The sequence below is a fragment of the Rothia koreensis genome (genome assembly GCF_052232265.1).
Taxonomy (GTDB): domain Bacteria; phylum Actinomycetota; class Actinomycetes; order Actinomycetales; family Micrococcaceae; genus Rothia; species Rothia koreensis.
Genome location: NZ_CP197643.1, coordinates 880758 through 897699, shown reverse-complemented (window position 1 = coordinate 897699; position 16942 = coordinate 880758). Strand labels below are relative to the sequence as shown.

Annotated in this window: 16 protein-coding genes; 1 reads left to right on the top strand and 15 read right to left on the bottom strand. The window is 65.8% G+C overall.

Going from position 1 to position 16942, the window contains the following annotated elements:
• Positions 1–91: 91 nt before the first annotated feature.
• The 14 genes from panC to dacB form a co-directional block, all read right to left on the bottom strand.
• A complete protein-coding gene (gene panC / locus ACTSLZ_RS03860; protein ID WP_443095773.1) occupies positions 92–1048 on the bottom strand; it encodes a pantoate--beta-alanine ligase in 957 nt (318 codons plus the stop codon).
• A gap of 116 nt (positions 1049–1164) precedes the next feature.
• Positions 1165–2103 (bottom strand): Rossmann-like and DUF2520 domain-containing protein, encoded by a 939-nt coding sequence (locus ACTSLZ_RS03855; protein ID WP_129315655.1) that lies wholly within the window; start codon positions 2101–2103, stop codon positions 1165–1167.
• Positions 2100–3701, bottom strand: a complete 1602-nt coding sequence (locus tag ACTSLZ_RS03850) for a PH domain-containing protein (protein ID WP_443095772.1) — start codon at positions 3699–3701, stop codon at positions 2100–2102. Before ACTSLZ_RS03850 ends, ACTSLZ_RS03855 begins: the two co-directional genes overlap by 4 nt.
• Before the next feature lie 3 nt (positions 3702–3704).
• Complete coding sequence (locus ACTSLZ_RS03845; protein ID WP_238692387.1) at positions 3705–4370, bottom strand: PH domain-containing protein; 666 nt, start codon at positions 4368–4370, stop codon at positions 3705–3707.
• Positions 4348–4890: a DUF3180 domain-containing protein gene (locus ACTSLZ_RS03840; protein WP_129315657.1), complete on the bottom strand. Its 543-nt coding sequence runs from the start codon at positions 4888–4890 to the stop codon at positions 4348–4350. The genes ACTSLZ_RS03845 and ACTSLZ_RS03840 overlap by 23 nt, the downstream gene beginning before the upstream one ends.
• A complete protein-coding gene (folK, locus tag ACTSLZ_RS03835) occupies positions 4887–5402 on the bottom strand; it encodes a 2-amino-4-hydroxy-6-hydroxymethyldihydropteridine diphosphokinase (RefSeq protein WP_443095771.1) in 516 nt (171 codons plus the stop codon). The genes ACTSLZ_RS03840 and folK overlap by 4 nt, the downstream gene beginning before the upstream one ends.
• Positions 5399–5815, bottom strand: coding sequence for a dihydroneopterin aldolase (gene folB, locus ACTSLZ_RS03830; RefSeq protein WP_178980309.1), 417 nt, complete (start codon positions 5813–5815; stop codon positions 5399–5401). The genes folK and folB overlap by 4 nt, the downstream gene beginning before the upstream one ends.
• Positions 5816–5879: 64 nt before the next feature.
• Complete coding sequence (gene folP / locus ACTSLZ_RS03825; RefSeq protein WP_238692388.1) at positions 5880–6848, bottom strand: dihydropteroate synthase; 969 nt, start codon at positions 6846–6848, stop codon at positions 5880–5882.
• Entirely contained in the window at positions 6845–7414 is a 570-nt protein-coding gene (gene folE / locus ACTSLZ_RS03820; protein ID WP_129315660.1) for a GTP cyclohydrolase I FolE, read from the bottom strand. The genes folP and folE overlap by 4 nt, the downstream gene beginning before the upstream one ends.
• Positions 7415–7416: 2 nt before the next feature.
• On the bottom strand, positions 7417–9594 hold the full coding sequence (ftsH, locus tag ACTSLZ_RS03815) for an ATP-dependent zinc metalloprotease FtsH (protein ID WP_156265365.1): 2178 nt from the start codon (positions 9592–9594) through the stop codon (positions 7417–7419).
• Positions 9595–9732: 138 nt separating this feature from the next.
• Positions 9733–10284 carry a hypoxanthine phosphoribosyltransferase gene (hpt, locus tag ACTSLZ_RS03810; RefSeq protein ID WP_129315661.1) on the bottom strand — a complete coding sequence of 184 codons (552 nt, stop codon included), beginning with the start codon at positions 10282–10284 and terminating at the stop codon, positions 9733–9735.
• A gap of 112 nt (positions 10285–10396) precedes the next feature.
• Positions 10397–11599 (bottom strand): tRNA lysidine(34) synthetase TilS, encoded by a 1203-nt coding sequence (gene tilS, locus ACTSLZ_RS03805; protein WP_443095770.1) that lies wholly within the window; start codon positions 11597–11599, stop codon positions 10397–10399.
• Positions 11600–11667: 68 nt separating this feature from the next.
• Positions 11668–12894 (bottom strand): zinc-dependent metalloprotease, encoded by a 1227-nt coding sequence (locus ACTSLZ_RS03800; RefSeq protein ID WP_443095769.1) that lies wholly within the window; start codon positions 12892–12894, stop codon positions 11668–11670.
• A 35-nt stretch (positions 12895–12929) separates the two neighbouring features.
• Positions 12930–14411, bottom strand: coding sequence for a D-alanyl-D-alanine carboxypeptidase/D-alanyl-D-alanine endopeptidase (gene dacB, locus ACTSLZ_RS03795; protein ID WP_443095768.1), 1482 nt, complete (start codon positions 14409–14411; stop codon positions 12930–12932).
• A gap of 215 nt (positions 14412–14626) precedes the next feature.
• Here dacB and ppa point away from each other — a divergent pair, with 215 nt between their 5' ends.
• The gene (gene ppa, locus ACTSLZ_RS03790) at positions 14627–15106 is read left to right on the top strand and encodes an inorganic diphosphatase (protein ID WP_443095767.1); all 480 of its coding nucleotides are present in this window, start codon (positions 14627–14629) and stop codon (positions 15104–15106) included.
• A gap of 552 nt (positions 15107–15658) precedes the next feature.
• On the opposite strand, the gene ACTSLZ_RS03785 is transcribed toward ppa, so the two are convergent.
• On the bottom strand, positions 15659–16882 hold the full coding sequence (locus ACTSLZ_RS03785; protein WP_443095766.1) for a M20 family metallopeptidase: 1224 nt from the start codon (positions 16880–16882) through the stop codon (positions 15659–15661).
• Between the last annotated feature and the right edge of the window lie 60 nt (positions 16883–16942).

Below are 16942 nucleotides of genomic sequence, written 5' to 3'. Positions count from 1 at the left end.
TCCTGCGGGGAGGACGACGAAGCTGAAGTACTCACGGTCCTAAGCCTATCTGTGGGTGTATCGGACGCGGAATCCGAGGGTGTGGGAGCCCTCAGATGACATCCATGTTGTCGATGAGCCGGGTTCCGCCCACGCGAATCGCGGCGAGCGCCGTCGCCCGTTCCGAATTCTCGACGGGCGCCTCGAAGGTCTTGGGGTCGACGATCTCGAGGTATTCGAGGTCCACTCCGTCCCGGTCGGATATCCGTTCCCTCGCGGCGTCGACGTCGATTCCGGCGTAGCCCCGGGAGAGCCCTTCCTCGCGCAAGAGGGCGAGGGTGCGGGAGAGCACGAGGGCGGCTTTCCTCTCCTCGGGATCCAGATAGGAGTTGCGGGAGGACATCGCGAGGCCGTCGTCGTCACGGACGATGGCCACGGGGCAGACCACCAGCGGGATCGCGAAGTCGGCCACCATCCGCTGGACCAGGGCGACCTGCTGGGCGTCCTTCTGGCCGAAGTACGCGCGGCCCCGATGTGGGCCCGCGGCGGCAACGACGACGTTGAACAGCTTGTTGACCACGGTCAGCACGCCATCGAAGTGTCCCGGCCGGGCGGCCCCTTCGAACATGGTTCCGAGCCGGCCGGAGCTCACGCGCACAAGGGGCTCGCCTCCGGGGTACATGACCTCGAGTTCCGGGATGAACACGATGTCGACCCCGTACTTCCGCAGCAGGGCCAGATCCTCCTCCGGCTGGCGCGGGTACTTGTCGTAGTCCTCTCCGGGTCCGAACTGGAGCGGGTTGACGAAGATCGAGACTGCGACGACGTCGTTCTGCTCACGCGCTCTTTCGATGAGGGTTGCGTGCCCGTCGTGCAGTGCACCCATGGTCGGGACGAAACCGAGGGTCGCCACACGCGGCGTCGTGGGCTCGGCGTCGGGATCGCTACGGTGCGCCGAGAGGGTTTCGGCCTCGGCAGCGTGGATCCTCGCTTCGGCGTCGCCCATGCGTTGGCTGATGTGGGCGGAAAATTCTTCCAGGGTTCGAGCGATGAACAGCTCACCCGTCATAGTCGTCCTTCCTTGAGCGAATACCGCGGCACGGCCTGTCGGTGCGAATGGCCGGGTGCCACGGGGGCGAGGCACCTCCGCGACTGGGCGCGGGATGCCTCGGACCGCAATGCAGTTTACTGTTCGTGGCCGCCGCTTTCACTTTTGTGCGAATTTTCGAGACCGAGAGCACGCAATATGCGTTCGAGCGCCTCGTCCGGAAGGGCTCCCCTGCGATTGGCCCGATAAGCGCTGGCCTCCGCCATGGCGAGGTAGGCGGCGCCGATGTCCGGGGCAGATTCCTCCGTCGCGAACCCCTCGAGGTTTTCCCGATGGGTCTGGACGGTTCCGGCGTCTCCACGTACCACGGGCCCGGTCAGCGCGCCGTCCCCCGAGGCCAGGGCGTTGTCGATGCTCGCACGGACGAGGGGCCCCAAGACCTCCCCGGGATTCTCGATGCCCATGCTCTCCAAGATCTGGGAGGCCTGGCCGACGAGCGTGACCGAATGATTCGAGGCGTGGGCCAGCGCGGCATGGTAGAGCGGCCTGTCCCCCTCCGCGACGACCACGGGTTCCCCGCCCATCTCGACGACGAGGGCCTGCGCGATCGGCAGAAAGGGGCCGGAGGCCGTGACCCCGAAGGAAGCCGTGTGCAAACGCGCCAGGTCCAGGGAAAGTCCCGTGAACGTCATGACCGGGTGCACGGCCAGAGCAATCGCACCGGCTTCCCGACCCGGCTCCAGGACGTCAGTACCGAACCGGCCGGAGGTGTGCACGAGGATCTGCCCGGTCGTGAAGTGCCCGGCCTGGGCGAGACCCGAGACGAGCGGGCCGAGTTCGTCATCCGGCACCGCGAAGAGCACGACCTCGCTCCGCTCGACGATCTGCGGAATCGGCAGAACCGGGACATCGGGCAAGAGAGCCTCGGCGCGGGTTCGCGAGTCCTCCGACACCGCGTGGACCCCGACCAGCGCGTGGCCCGCGGACCGGAGGGCGGCACCGAGAACGGCACCGACCTTGCCTGCGCCGATGACGCCGATGCCGAGGCGCCCGGGACGGTTGGCTGGTTCGCTCATGATGTTGCGGAGTCCTCGCTCGGGGTCAGTGATGTGTCAGTGCGGGGCGCCGTGGGGGTGCCGGGCGTTGTGTCGGCGGAAATCCGCCGAGCGAAGGCCGCCCGCGCGGCATGTTCGCGGATCATCTCACGCACATCCTCGGTCGCCAAGTGCTCGACCTTCGTGCTGACTTCCCCGCCGACCGAGTCCAACCTCGCGGTGGCCAGTCCGAGCCGCCTGAGCAGAGGGCCGCTCTCGAGGGCGACCGATTGTGTCCTCTCATGCGGAACCACGCTGAGCCGCCGCCTGAGCCATCCTCCGCGAAGCAGCAGGAGGTCCGGCGTGGTGGCATAGCCGTTGCGCCGATAGTTGAACGGATCGAGCCACCGGGACCTGCGGGGTGCCACCACGAAACCGTTCTCCGGGCCGCTGCCCTCGAGCGCGCTCCGAAGCCGGTACCCGTCGACGCCGCCTTCCTCGGACGTCTCGACGACGTGCGGAAGGATATTCATCAGGTCCTGTCCCGTGCCCACGGGCAGGAGGGTCCTGTGCTGCTCTTCGGACGACGACGTCCCCAGCCCCGCGGAGTTGATGCGCACACGGAACCAACCCGGGATCCTCCACAGCAGCGGCTGGTCGATGCCGACGGCCTGGATACGGCCCAGCGGCAGGGTCCGAGTACGTGTGGAGGTCAACCCATATCTCATTCTGAATCCGTCGCAGGTCCTGGTCAGCGTGAAGTTCGCCCCGGTGTTGACCGAGCTCCACACACCGCCGACGAGACTCAATATCGCCGGGACGAAAACGAAGCCCCCGACCTCCGGCAGGAAGAGACCGAAAGCCAACGAACCGCAGAGCACGACCAGAAACCAGAGCCCGGTTCCGCCCAGGAGCGTCGAGACGATCGCTCGGCCGGGACCGACGGAGGCGAGCGGGGCCTCGTTCACGTCCGAGGTCTCCGATTCCGGATGCGGTTTCACCTCTGGACCGGCCTGCGGGCGGCCCGCCGCGTGCCGACCGGAATCGAAATCCTGGTCGGCGCCCGCCGACCGCGCACTGTTGGCTTCGGCGCCCAGTGATGGCGACGCCGATTCCTCGGCCCGGATCGCATTGCGACGTCCCAGGAGCTGCTCTCGCAACGCCTCGGCGTCCTTCTTCCTGAGGTACTGGAGGTGGAGGGCGGCGTCGCCCGAATCCGCGACGTCGAACCGAAGCTCAGCCAGCCCCACGAGGCGTGCCATGAACGGTTGGAAGATCTCGATGCTCTGGACGCGGTCGAGACGTGCTTGCTTGTCCGTGCGGAACAGCCACCCCTGGCGCACGCGTACGGAGTCTGCGGTCACCGTGAAACGAGTGAACCACCAGTTGAGGAACATTCCTCCCAGTACGACCACGATCAGGAGTGTCAGGCCGAGCCAGGCGAGAATGTTCAATGACGTCAGAAAGTCGACGACATTGTTGCGCAGGGATTCAGCGTCCGTTTTGCCTTCGAAGATGTCCTCGATGAAATTGCGTCCGACCGCGAACAGTGCGATCAGGATCGCGAACCAGAATCTCGCCAAGGGGCTCAGCGGGTGGACGCGCCGCCACCGCTGGGTATCAGGAGTCTGCGAGTCCATCGGTCACAGCCCCGCGAGTCGGTTGTCGCCGCGCTCGGTCAGCTCGTGCCGGAGTCGGGCGGCTTCTTCGGCCGTGATCCCCTCGATCTTCGCGTCGGTCGAGGACGACGCCGTATGCAGCTCGACCTTGGCCAGGCCGAATCTCCGCTCGAGAGGCCCGACGGAAACCTCGACGGTCTGGAGTCGGCCGTAAGGAATCGCATTGACTTTGTGCCACATCGCGCCGTGACGGATGAGCAGGTCGTCGTCGCGCTCGGAATAGCCGCGGGCTCGGGCACGGCGGGGCACGAGCGCAACGCTGATGACGACGCCCACCGCGTACGCGGCTGGCACGGCGATGGCCAACCACAACCACGGCCAGTTCCACCATCCGAGGCTCACCATGACGAGGGGAATGCACAGCGCCGCGGTGACCACTGCTCCCCAAATGATTTCGTTGACCAACAGCAACTTGGGGTAGCGGGTGTCGGGCCGGACCCACTCGGTAGACCACGGGTCGAGTTCCCGAAGAGTCCGTTCAAAACGCGGAGACCCGGGACCCAGGTGTCGACGTCGGGCGCTTCCTGAGGTGTCCGAGCCCGGACGGTCGACCTCCTCCTTCGGTCCGTTGTCCGTCGAATGCTCGTGCGGGGACACCGAGTGCTTCTCAGTCTCTCCGGTTCCTGGCATATCCGCCTTCTCCCTCGGGTATGTCTTGGTCCGAACCTCGCCGAGTGGTGACGTCCTGGTCCGATTCGGATCTGTCCGAATCGTCGGGTGGTCTCTTGCACCATGTCTCTGCGAGGCAGCCCGCGATGCACACCATCGCGCCCACCACAACATTAGCGAGGCTCAGCAACAAAGTGTCCGATGCCGGGCGGAAGCGCAGGAGAGCGAGTTCGTAAGCGACGATTCCCGCGGCCCAACCGAAGAGGAGCGCACCGTACACGGCGCAGGTCTGGGCCAGGACGGCGATTCTGGACGCGACGATCGGCTCGATGGGCTTGTGCTTGGGATCCTTGACGTGCGCCCTGACTTTCCACCCGAGGGCGAGGGCCGCAGCCGCCAGGAGCACACTGACCGCCAGCGTCGGCCAGGGGAGGATGAACCCGACCTCTCGGAAGTCCGGCCATATGCCCGTCGCGAGGCCGCCCGCGGCAAGTGCAACGGCGGCAATCAGCGCGAGCCACCTGTATCGCAATGGCTTCATGTACTCGGCTCCGGTTTGTCCGTCGCGTCCAGGTATCCGCGGACACCGTCTCGATCCGCCGCCCGTTCGGCCAGCTCGGCGACGGACACGCCGTCCAGCACGGCGTCGGGGTCCATGCGCGCCCAGGGAGCTAGGACAAAGGCCCTTTCGGCGGCACGAGGATGGGGCAGGTTCAGTTCGGGCTCGTCCATGTACAGGTCGCCGAAGGTCACGATGTCCACGTCCAGGGTTCGGGGGCCCCAGCGCACCGTGCGGACTCGGTGAAAGTCTTCCTCTATGCCCTGGCAGAAACGCAACAGGGCGAAGGGGCTCAGGCCGGTACTGACCCTGACGATCTGATTGAGGTAATCGGGCTGCCCCTCAGGACCTCCGGCCGGGGCCGTGACGGCAACCGGCGACACGTCCTCGACTGAGATCCTGTCATTCTCCGCGAGCGCCTCGATGGCCTTCGAGAGGGTGTCCCGAGACTCCCCCAGATTGGAGCCGAGGGCAATGATGGAATCGACGGTCATGGTTTCTCCCGGTAGATCGTGACCGAAACGTCCGCGAACGTGACTTGGATGGGGGCCTTCGGTTTGTGGACGGTGACCTCGACGGCGGACACCTCGTAGGACGCGAACAGGCTGCTCACGATGCGTTCGGCCAAAGTCTCGATGAGGTCCACCGGGTCGCCCACGATGACGTCCTTGACTGTCTCGGCCACCGCGCCGTAATTGACGGTGTGTTCGAGATCGTCGGTCCTAGCAGCGGGAGCGCAATCGGTGAACAGCGTGACGTCCACGAAGAACGGCTGTCCCACGCGCTTCTCCTGGTCGAAGACCCCGTGATAGCCCACCGCTCCGATCCCGGAGATTGCGATGCGGTCCTGCCGCGTCGGGGCGTGCGGTGCCGGGTCGGCGGGTCTGCTCGGGAGGTTCTCCGTCATGTGTCCGTCCCCTCAGGTCCAGCAAATATCTATTGCTATGCGATGTGATTGACTGCGTTGACTATCAGGATGCGTCACCAGAGGCTTCTGTGGCGAGCAGTTTGCGGGTGACATCCACCGCATTCCGGCTCGAGGCGGCGTCGTGGACCCTGACCGCCCAGGCTCCCCTCTCGGCGGCAAGGGCGGAGATCGCCGCGGTCGCGGCGTCCCTCTCCGACGGCGGGGGAACCTGCAGGTCAGCCCCTCCCGACTCGTCGATGCTTTCCTCACGCGACCGGGCCATCAGGGTTCCGATGAACCTCTTCCGTGAAGCCGCGATCAGAACGGGGTGCCCGATATCGGTGAATCTGCCCATGCCTGCCAGCAGGTCCCAGTCCTGGTCTCCTGCCTTGGCGAATCCCAGGCCCGGGTCCAGAATCAGTTGTTCCCGCTTGACGCCACGGTCCAGGAACCTTTCGCGCCACTCGAGCAATTCCGCCCGCACGTCCTCGACCGTGTTCTCGTAGACGGCCCGACGGTCCATGGACCGGGAGTCCCCTCGGGCGTGGGTGAGAATATACGGAACGCCGGTATCACGGACCAGGTCGATCATGTCGTCCGTGACCCGTTCGCCCGAGACGTCGTTGATGATGTGCGCCCCGGCCTCGACCGCACGACGCGCGGTCTCACCGTGCATCGTGTCCACGGACATCACGACGCCGCGCGCGGCCAGTTCCCGGATGACCGGCAGAATCCTGTCCTGCTCGGTCGGGACCGCGACGGGGCTGGCTCCGGGTCTCGTGGACTCGCCCCCGACGTCGACGATGTCCGCGCCCGCGAGCACCAGGTCCAGAGCGTGTCTCACGGCTCCGGACCTGTCGGCGTGCTGCCCACCGTCGGAGAACGAATCGGGGGTGACGTTGAGGATCCCCATGACCAGGGTCCGTCCGCGAGGCAGATTGTCGAACGATCCCCAACCGCGCACGGATTCCTGCTCCGGGGAGAGTTCGAGCTCGCCACCGAGGGATCCGGACGTGGACGAGGATGCGGTCACCGGCTCTTGCCTCCCATGATGAGGCCCATGGCCTCGGAGCGCGTCGCGGTGTCCCGCATCTGTCCGCGCACGGCGGAGGTCACGGTCTTCGCCCCGGGTTTCTGCACACCACGCATCGACATGCACATGTGCTCACCCTCGATGACCACCATCGCCCCCGCTGGTTCGAGGGAGTCCTCGATGGCCTCGACGATTTGGGTCGTGAGACGTTCCTGGACCTGCGGTCGCTTCGCGTAGAGGTCCACCAGCCGGGCGAATTTGGACAGGCCCGTCACACGCCCGCTGGCTCCGGGTATGTAGGCCACGTGCGCCAGGCCGTAGAAGGGCACCAGATGGTGCTCACACATCGAGAAGAAGTCGATGTCCTTGACCAGGACCATCTCCGAGTGGTCGATGTCGAAGGTGGTCGCCAACAGTTCGGTGGGATCCGTGCCCAGGCCGGAAAACACCTCGGCGTAGGACCGCGCGACCCGCGCCGGTGTATCTTTCAGACCGTCCCTGTCCGGGTCCTCGCCGATCGCGGCCAAGATCTCACGGACAGCGGCTTCGATGCGAGGCTGATCCATGGCTACGCCTGGTCGCCCGAGGTGCCGTCGTCGGGCTTCGGACCTCCCGCAGGACCCTGGCCGGGTTCGTCGGAACCGGGCTCGCCCGGTCCCGGCTGAGGACCGTTGTCGGGCGGGACCGCGCCGGAAGAATTCTCCGGGACCTCGAGGGGATGCTCGGGCTTGGCCGCGACGGCCTGGTCCTGGGGCGCCATGGTCTCGGGATCCTCGGCGCCGGCTTCGGCGGCCTCTTCCTTCTCGGCAGGAGTCGTGATGGGAGGCATGCTCGAGACCGGGCGCGTCTCCTTGGAAAGCCAGACGTCGCGCAGCGGGCGCTTGCGCACGTCCTTGAAGATGTCGGCGATCTCGCGCTCGTTCAGGGTCTCCTTGTCCAGCAGTTCGAAAGCGAGACGGTCCAGGACGTCGCGATTCTCGGTCAGGATTTCGTAGGCCTCGTCGTGCGCGCTGTCGATCAGGGTGCGGACTTCGGCGTCGATCTTGGCAGCGAGTTCGTCCGAGTACTCGGGCCCGCTCGAGCCGGCGTCGCGCCCCATGAAGGGCTCCGAATTCCCCGAGCCCAGCTTGACCGACCCGATCACGGAACTCATGCCGTACTCGGTGACCATCTTGCGGGCTGTCCCGGTCGCCTTGTCGATGTCGTTGGCCGCGCCCGTGGACGGGTCATGGAACACGATTTCCTCCGCGGCACGGCCGCCCAAAGCGTAGGCGAGCTGGTCGAGGAGCTCGTTCCTGGTGGTCGAGTACTTGTCGTCGACCGGCATGACCATGGTGTACCCCAGCGCGCGACCGCGCGGAAGGATGGTGATCTTGGTGACGGGATCGGTATTGCGCAGGGCCGCGGCCACGAGCGCGTGCCCACCTTCGTGGTAGGCGGTGATCTTGCGTTCGAGCTCCTTCATGAGCCGGGACCGCCTCTGCGGTCCGGCGATGACGCGGTCGATCGCCTCGTCCAGCGCCCGGTCGTCGATGATCTGGGCGTTGGATCGCGCCGTCAGGAGAGCGGCCTCGTTCATGACGTTGGCCAGGTCCGCACCCGTGAACCCCGGGGTCCGCTTGGCCACGGCGCCCATGTCCACGTTCTCGGCCAGGCGCTTGCCCTGTGCGTGGACCTCGAGGATCTGCTTGCGGCCCTTCAGGTCCGGGGCATCCACGCCGATCTGGCGGTCGAAACGCCCGGGACGGAGGAGGGCGGGGTCCAGAACATCGGGACGGTTGGTCGCAGCGATGAGGATGATGTTGGTGTTCTCGTCGAACCCATCCATTTCAACGAGCAGCTGGTTGAGGGTCTGCTCGCGCTCGTCGTTGCCGCCGCCCATGCCGGCGCCGCGCTGGCGTCCCACGGCGTCGATCTCGTCGACGAAGATAATGGCGGCGTCGTTCTGCTTGGCCTGCTCGAAGAGGTCACGCACGCGGGATGCGCCCACACCGACGAACATTTCGACGAAATCGGACCCCGAGATCGAGTAGAACGGAACGCCCGCCTCGCCGGCAACCGCCTTCGCGAGCAAGGTCTTGCCCGTACCCGGAGGACCGTAGAGCAGCACGCCCTTGGGGATCTTGGCCCCGACGGACGTGAATCGAGAGGGATCGGTCAGGAATTCCTTGACCTCGTGGAGTTCCTCGACCGCCTCGTCCGCGCCGGCGACGTCGACGAACTTGACCTGCGAGTTCTCCTTGTTGAACTTCTTGGCCTTCGACTTGCCGAAGTTCATGATCTGGCCGCCGCCACCGCCCATGCGGGAGAGGAGGAACCAGAAGATCAGCATGACCAGCAGGAAGGGCACGATGAAGCCCAGCATCGAGGTGAACCAGTTGTTCTGAACGGGCTGGTCCGTGTACCCCTTCAGGCCGGCATCGTCCATGGCCTTGACGACGTCGCCCGATCGCGGCTCGACGTAGTAGAACTCGACCTTCTTGCCCAGGTCGCGATCGCCCTCGTGGTAATTGTCCTTGAGCGAGAGCTCGACCTTCTGGTCGCCGTCGTAGATCTTGGCCTCGTTGACCTTGTCGTCCTTGAGCAACTCCATCCCCACGTTCGTGTCCACGCGGTTCGTGGAGGAGGACGTGGATACGAAGATCACGGGAAGCAGCACCAGAAGCGCCAGGAAGATCCAGAAATACGGCCCCTTGAGGATCCTGTCCTTGAGCGGCTTCTTCTGGTTGCTGTTTTGCTGAGCCAAGCTAATTTTCCTCCGCGTGAAACGATCACGGTCGAGTTTGAATCCTCGCAATAGGGTACAGCCGTGAGCTGAAGAGCGTCCGCTCTTCACCTCACAGCGGACATCCGCCGAGGAGCGTGGGAAATCCCTCGGGATTCCCTAGGAATACACGTGCGGTGCCAAGGTTCCGATGCAATCCAGGTTGCGGTACTGCTCGGCAAAATCGAGACCGTATCCGACCACGAATTCGGGATCGATGTCCCATCCGACGTATTTGACGGGGACCTCGGTCTTCACGGAGGCCGGCTTGCGCAGCAGGGCGCAGATCTCCACCGAATTCGCGCCCCGCGATTCGAGGTTGGATTTGAGCCAGGACAGTGTGAGGCCGGAATCGATGATGTCCTCGACGATCAGGACGTCACGCCCGTGCAGGTCCGTGTCCAGGTCCTTGAGGATGCGCACCACGCCGGAGGACTTCGTGCCCGACCCGTAGGAAGAGACAGCCATCCAGTCCATCGTGTAATGCGCGTGCAGCGCACGGGACAAGTCGGCCATCACCATCACGGCGCCCTTCAGGACACCGACCAGGAGGACTTCCCTGTCCTCGTAGTCCTTGTCCACCTGGGCCGCGAGTTCGGCGATCTTCTCCTGGATCTCTTCCTTGGTGAAGAGAACATGCTTCAGATCTTCCTTGACGTCCTGTGAATCCACTGCTGTCTCCTGCTCGAGTCGCTGAAATCTTAGGGGCCGCTCGCGCCGGGCGCGGAATACCGAGGAGCGCGACGACTCATGGCAACTCTACCCGTGACGCAACCGGGGCACGTCACGGGTTCACACCGCCCCCATGAGTCGGGTCATTCACGCGAATCCGGCCCTCCTCCACGGGGCGGGTGAGGACCAATGCGCCCTCCGGACCGTGGGGCCTCTCCTCGTCGCGTTCGACCGTGAGCGGACGACGTCGCCAGGCGGCCACGTGTCCGGCCAGCTGAATCGGACCCGCGTTGCCGTGCCCGGCGACCAGTTCTTCGATCGCGGTCAACCGTTCGAAGCTGGGCGACTCTCCCCCGGCGTCGACGACGGACCGTGCCAGGACGCGACGACGCATCGCGGAATGCGCCGCCCTCAACCGCGGAAGGGACAAGGCCGCAACGACCGCGGTGTCCTCGCCCCGAGGGACGGGGTGGTAGCCGGCCGGGTCCGTCGCGGCCTCCCGGGCGACGTCGTTGGCGCACTGCTCGAGGAAATCCGCGTCGGCGCCAAGAATCGCCGCCGTCCGGGCCAGGGCCTGCGGAATCCCGGGCCCGATCCTCTCGTCGAGGAAAGGCAGGATCTCGTGGCGAACGCGGTTCCGACGGAATGCGGTCTGGTCGTTCGTCGGGTCGTGCCACGCCGCGAGACCCTCGGCCTCGCAGATCGCGAGCGTATCCTCACGCCGGAGGGAGAGGAGCGGTCGGACCACCAGAGTCGGCGCCTCGGGCTCGTCCCGAACCGTGGCCTCGGCATCGGGCCGCGGGCCGGCTTCGGCGCGTGCCTCCTCCAGAATCCGGGCTTCCGGCATCCCGGAGAGGGAACGGGTACCGGACCCACGGGCCAGGCCCAGCACCACGGTCTCGGCCTGGTCGTCGAGTGTGTGACCGAGGAGCACGGCTCGTGCCGTTTCTTCCCGCGCGACGCGCCCCAGGGCCTCGTAGCGAGCCGTGCGCGCGGCCATTTCCGGGCCCATCCCACGCCTCTCGACCTCCGCGCGGACCGTGCGAACCGGGGCGAGGCCCAGCTCTTCGCATTCCCGTGCGGCACGTTCGGCCTGTTCGGCACTGCCTTCCTGGAGCGCGTGGTCCACGACCACGGCGCCGACCCGCAGATCACCTCGGCGTGCGAAGTGTGCGGCGATCGAGGCCAGGGCCAAGGAATCCGGTCCCCCGCTGCAGGCGACCAGCACGAGCGGAGGCTCCGTGTCGTCGGCGCGGTTCCTCCGCGTTCGCCCGGTGGGGGCGGCGCGGAAGCCCGGAACATGGCGTTCGAGCACCTCCGCGAAACATCTGCGGGCGGATCCGACGGACGGATGGAGCCGACCATCACGCCCCGACTGCGCCACTAGCGCACCCCTTCCGGGCGGTCGTCGTCCGTGGTGTCGGCCGGGCGGTCCGACGCCGCCCGCCCGTCCAGCACCCGGTCGATCCAGAGCCTCGGATTGTGGATCTCGAGTTCACTGGGCAGGTTGTCCAGCCCCTCCCAGATCCTGTTGAACTGCGCCATGCCGCGCTCGTCGACCACGTGGCGCACGAAGCGCTGTCCGTCCCGGTACTGGCGCATCTTGATGTCCATGCCCAAGGCTTTGCGGATCATGGTGTCGAACGCGCCCCTGTTGCGTCCTCGGGTTTCGAAGCGACGGCGAATGGTCTTGACCGTGGGCACGATCTCGGCGTCGACGGCGTCCATCACGACGTTCGCGTGCCCCTCCATCAGGCTCATGATCCCGGTGAGCCGCGAGAACACCGCCGCGGACTCCTCGTCCAGCAGGGCCGTCATGCGGTTCTTCGGAACGGGATTGAGTACCGCATCCGTGCCGGTCGCGGTCTCGCCGTCTTCGCTGTTCTCGCCGTCGGCCGCCGTGCCAACGGCAGGGGTTTCGCCCTTCTTCCGGGCAGTGCGCACTGCCTCCGTCGCCCCCTCGATGAGCCGGTCGACCATTTCTTTGCCTCCGCCCGCTACGGATTCGGGCAACTGGGACATCAGGTCGATCATGTGCCCACGCAACCACGGTGCGGCGGCGAACTGTACGCGGTGGGTCTGCTCGTGGAGGCACACCCACAGGCGGAAATCCTCCGGCTCGAGGTTGAGCTCCCTCTCGATCATGACCAAGTTCGGTGCGACCAGCAGGAGACGGCCACCTGGTGCACCGAAACCGCCCAACGCGGCGAACGGGTCGTACTGCCCGAGAACCTTGCTCGAGAGGAAGGACAGGACACCGCCGAGCTCGACGGCCGTGCCCATTTCCGCGACCTTGCGATCGACCGACCCCATGTCATCGAATTTCTCTTGCAAGCCGGCTCGCACCAGCTCGTTGAGAAGATGGGAGAAGGTCTGGGCGTTGGCTCGCGACCACCCCGCCCGATCCACCACCAGGACCTGCGAGTCGTGAAGGTTCTCGGCCGCGTCCAGTTGGGTAATCCGGTGAACATGATCCACGGAGGCGGTCGCGTTGTACCTCACCGATTCGACGACGCGGCCGGCCTCCCTGGCGGAGAGCTTGGGACCTGCCGGCGTCACACGTGCCGCGGCCGAAGCGGCAGCCTTCCAACTGATGATGTTCTCGGTCATGATCCCCACCATGCCACACGAGGCCGAACGCGACCTCAGAGTTCGGAGAGAGCGGCGACCGAGGCATCCAGGGTGTTCGTGGCGGCCTTGGCGTCGGTCACGTCATTGACCACGAAGGAGTACGCGAGAAGCCTGCCCTGCGACGTCGTGGTGTAGCCCGTCAGGGAATTGACCTTCAGCAACGTGCCCGTCTTGGCGCGTGCATTGCCCTGGGCCGCCTTGGCGTCGTCGGCCTCGAAACGGGCGGCCAGCGTGCCCGTGCCGCCGGCCACCGGCAAGGTCTCAGCAAGGTCCGACGTCGCGGTCTTGGATTGGGTCGCGTTCGCGATGAGCTGGGACAGGGTGATCGGCGTGACGCGGTTGTCCGCCGAGAGACCGCTCGAGTCCTTCTGCGTCAGGCCGTCCGTGGAGATTCCGGCGGCGTTCAGGGTCTCCTTGACCGTCCGGATGGCCCCCTCGATGGATCCGTCGTTGCCTGCCGCGACGGCCGCGTTGCGACCGAGGACCTCGGCCAGGACGTTGTCGGAGTTCTCCATCATGTACTTGGCCTGTTCCAGAACGGTCGCGGATTCGACCGATCCGAGCTTGCGGTCCTCGCCCTGGTCACCAGAGGTGGTCGACCCGGTCCCGGCCGTGAAACTGATCCCCTGGTCGGCACCCAGCTCATTGAGGGCCTTCACGTATTGGTCGAGGGCTTCCTTGCCGGCATTGTCCGGACGGTGGGAGACGTCCTCCCCGTCCGAGGGTCGTTGCGTGTGGTGGTCCCACAAGGCGATCGGTGAGATACCCGTGACGTAGCCGGCATCGATATCGGCCGAGTCCCACGCCGGGTTGGTCGCTTCTCCCGAGTACATGGAGGCGTCCAGATTCACCGGCAGCTCCCCGGAGACCCCCTGGTTCTTGAGCCGGTCCACGGTCTGCTCGGCGAGGGTGCGCATGCCGGCGTGCCCCAGAACGGAGTTCTCGTCCGATTCACCGTCGGAGATCATGGTGTCGCCACCGGCCACCAGGTTCACCGACTTGGAGTCCTGGGACAGGTAGGAGTTTGTTTCGTACCTCGAATTCGGGTCCGTATGGCTCAGAAGCGTGAATTGCGTCAGGAGTTTCAGGTTCGACGCCGGTGTAACCGGATGCGCCGCATCGTCCGAGTACAAGACGTCCCCACTCGAGACGTCGACCACCTGCGAGGACATCGTGCCGCCCCCGTTGAGCTTTCCGGCTGCCGCGCCCAAGGGGCCGGCGAGATCCGCCGGTGCAGGGCGTGCGGCGTCGTCGGGCAAGTTCTTGACCGGGTTCTCGGCCGCGGATGCGGAGTCCATGACGTTGGGCTGGTCCGCACCGGTCAGCATTCCCCACTGTCCTGCGGCCGTCGGCACGAGCCAAGCGCCCACACCCAAGCAGCCAGCCGCCAGGATCCCCGTGGCGACCCACCATCCGCGGCTCTTCGGCCGGCCCGAGTTCTCGGACTTGTCGGATGTCTTCGACCGCTCGGGCGGCTTGGGGTGACGCGTGCTCATCAGGTCTCCTCGAGGGTGGGGGCATGGTTTCAGACCGGGTACGGGCCGACCGAAACCGTTGAGGTTCGTTCACGAGTTTAGGCGCAATTGCCTCGGCGAGGTTTTCCCAAATGCGCGGGGAGGAAGATAGATTGAGAGGCAGAAAGGCCGTTGGCACGCCAAACGGCCATGGAATCAGGAAATCCACAACAAGCCAGTGTGCAGGAGATTCATTCATGGAACTTGATGTCACGATCGAGATCCCGCAGGGGTCCCGCGTAAAGTACGAGATCGACCACGAGACCGGGCGCCTCCGCCTGGATCGCGTCCTCTACACGTCCATGCAGTACCCCACGCACTACGGGTACTTCGAGGACACCCTCGGCGAGGACGGCGACCCCCTCGACGCGATGGTCGTGATGGACTACGACATCATTCCGGGCGTCATCGTCGAGGCCCGCCCGATCGGCGTCTTCAACATGACCGACGAGGCCGGCGGCGACGCCAAGGTTCTCTGCGTCCCGAGCGACAAGCGCTTCGACAACATCCAGAGCCTGGACGACATCGAGGACTACAAGAAGGACGAGATCAAGCACTTCTTCGAGCGCTACAAGGACCTCGAAGCCGGCAAGTGGGTCAAGGGCGAAGGCTGGGATTCCAAGGAGGAAGCCGAGCGCCTGATCCAGGAGGCCGTCGACCGGTTCAAGAACTCTTAAGTTCGGCTCCTCCGACGGAGGCCTCGCCTCTTTCATAGCGACGGGCGACGCCGCGAACTCACCGTTCGCGGCGTCGCCCGTTTTCGTGCGTCCGTGGTGTTTGGGTGGGTCGGCGCGCGGCGGCCGGGTCAGCGCGGGTCGGCGCGCGGCGGCCGGGTCACCCCAGGGAGCCCGTTGCGTGGCGGTTACCCAACTCGGTGGCGTTGGCTGTCGTTAGGTGGCGGTTGAACCGCCACCTAACGACAGCCAACGCCACTCAATCGGGTAACCCCCGCCCAACAGCTCCTCTCAATACCCCCACAGAGCGACCGCGGGGCCGGCAACCCCCACTCCATCGGGCAACCGCCACCCAACGACATCAAGCAGTGGGGTCGCAGAGCTACGAAAGAGCCGTCTCCACCCGCGAGGTGGCAATCCCGTGCGTTCCCCGTGCGTTCTCTGCTCGTCTCCACCCGCGAGGTGGCAGATTTGTGCGGTTTTGGCCGCCAAAAGCGCACAAAAGTGCCACCTCGGGCGCCAGCCGCGCACGAAACGGGTGCCCGGGACAGCCTCCTATTTCCCCAAGTATTCCAGCGCGGCGAGAACCTGGGCGCGGGTGCCCGTCTCGAGGGTCGGGTGGATGACCGGGTAGAAGAACGGGGAATGGTTGGCCGGGATGTCCTCCTGTAGGCGACCGTTGCGCGCGGCGTCGTCGTACTTTTCCTGGTCGGCTCCGCCGAAGAACCAGTAGCAGTAAGGCACCCCGAATGCGTCCGGAAGTTCGCTGAAGTCCTCGGACGCGGTTGCGGGCGCGCCCGGTTGCAGGACTTCGGCCTCGAAGCCGGCGTCGAAAGCGCGACTGATCCGGTCGGTGACGTCGGCGTCGTTGTCGGTGAGGGGGAACTGGTCGTAGTACTCGAATTCGGGGTCGTCCTGCGCGCCCGCCGCCTCGCATTCCCCACGGACAATGCGCTCGATCGACGCAATGACCCGGTTGCGGACGTCCGTGTCATACGTGCGCACGTTGAGGCGCAGTTCCGCCCGATCGGGAATCACGTTGGCCTGGGTGCCCGCGGTCAGGGAACCCACGGTCACGACGGCGAACTCGCCCGGCTCGACTTCGCGCGAGACGATCGTCTGCAGTTTCAGAACAACGCTTGACGCGATGACGACAGGGTCGACGGACAAATGAGGCATCGAGCCGTGGGACCCGCGCCCATGGATGGTGATGTGCACCGAGTCCGCCATGGAGAGCATGGGACCCGCGTGGGTGAAGACGTGACCGCTCGGCTTCGGCATGACGTGTTGGCCCAGCACCACTTCGGGGTGCGGGACCTTGTTCACCAGGCCGTCGTCGATCATGGCCGAGGCGCCCTTGGAGTTCTCCTCGGCGGGCTGGAACAACGCGATGTAGGTGCCGGCCCAGGCATTCTTGTTCTGCACCAGAATCCGTACCGCACCCATGAGCGCCGCCACGTGCATGTCGTGGCCGCACGCGTGCATGACCCCCTCGTTCTCCGAGGCGTAGTCCAGGCCCGTCCGCTCGGTGACGGGGAGCGCATCGATGTCGGCTCGGGCCATGATGGTGGGACCCTCCCCGTTCTCTATGACGGCGACGACGCCGGTCCCGCCGATCGATGTCGTCTCGAGGCCGAGGTCCTTCAGTTCCTGGTGAATTCGCTCCGAGGTTCGGTGTTCCTGCAGTCCGAGTTCCGGCCTGCGGTGCAGGTCCTTGTACAGCTCCTCCTGCCATCCCAACTGGTCGGAGAGGTTCGCGAAGACGTCGCTGGTTCCCATGGTTGTCCTTTCACCTCGACTGACTCCCGATCGGCGTCGACCGGGAGGCGGCGGTCAGAC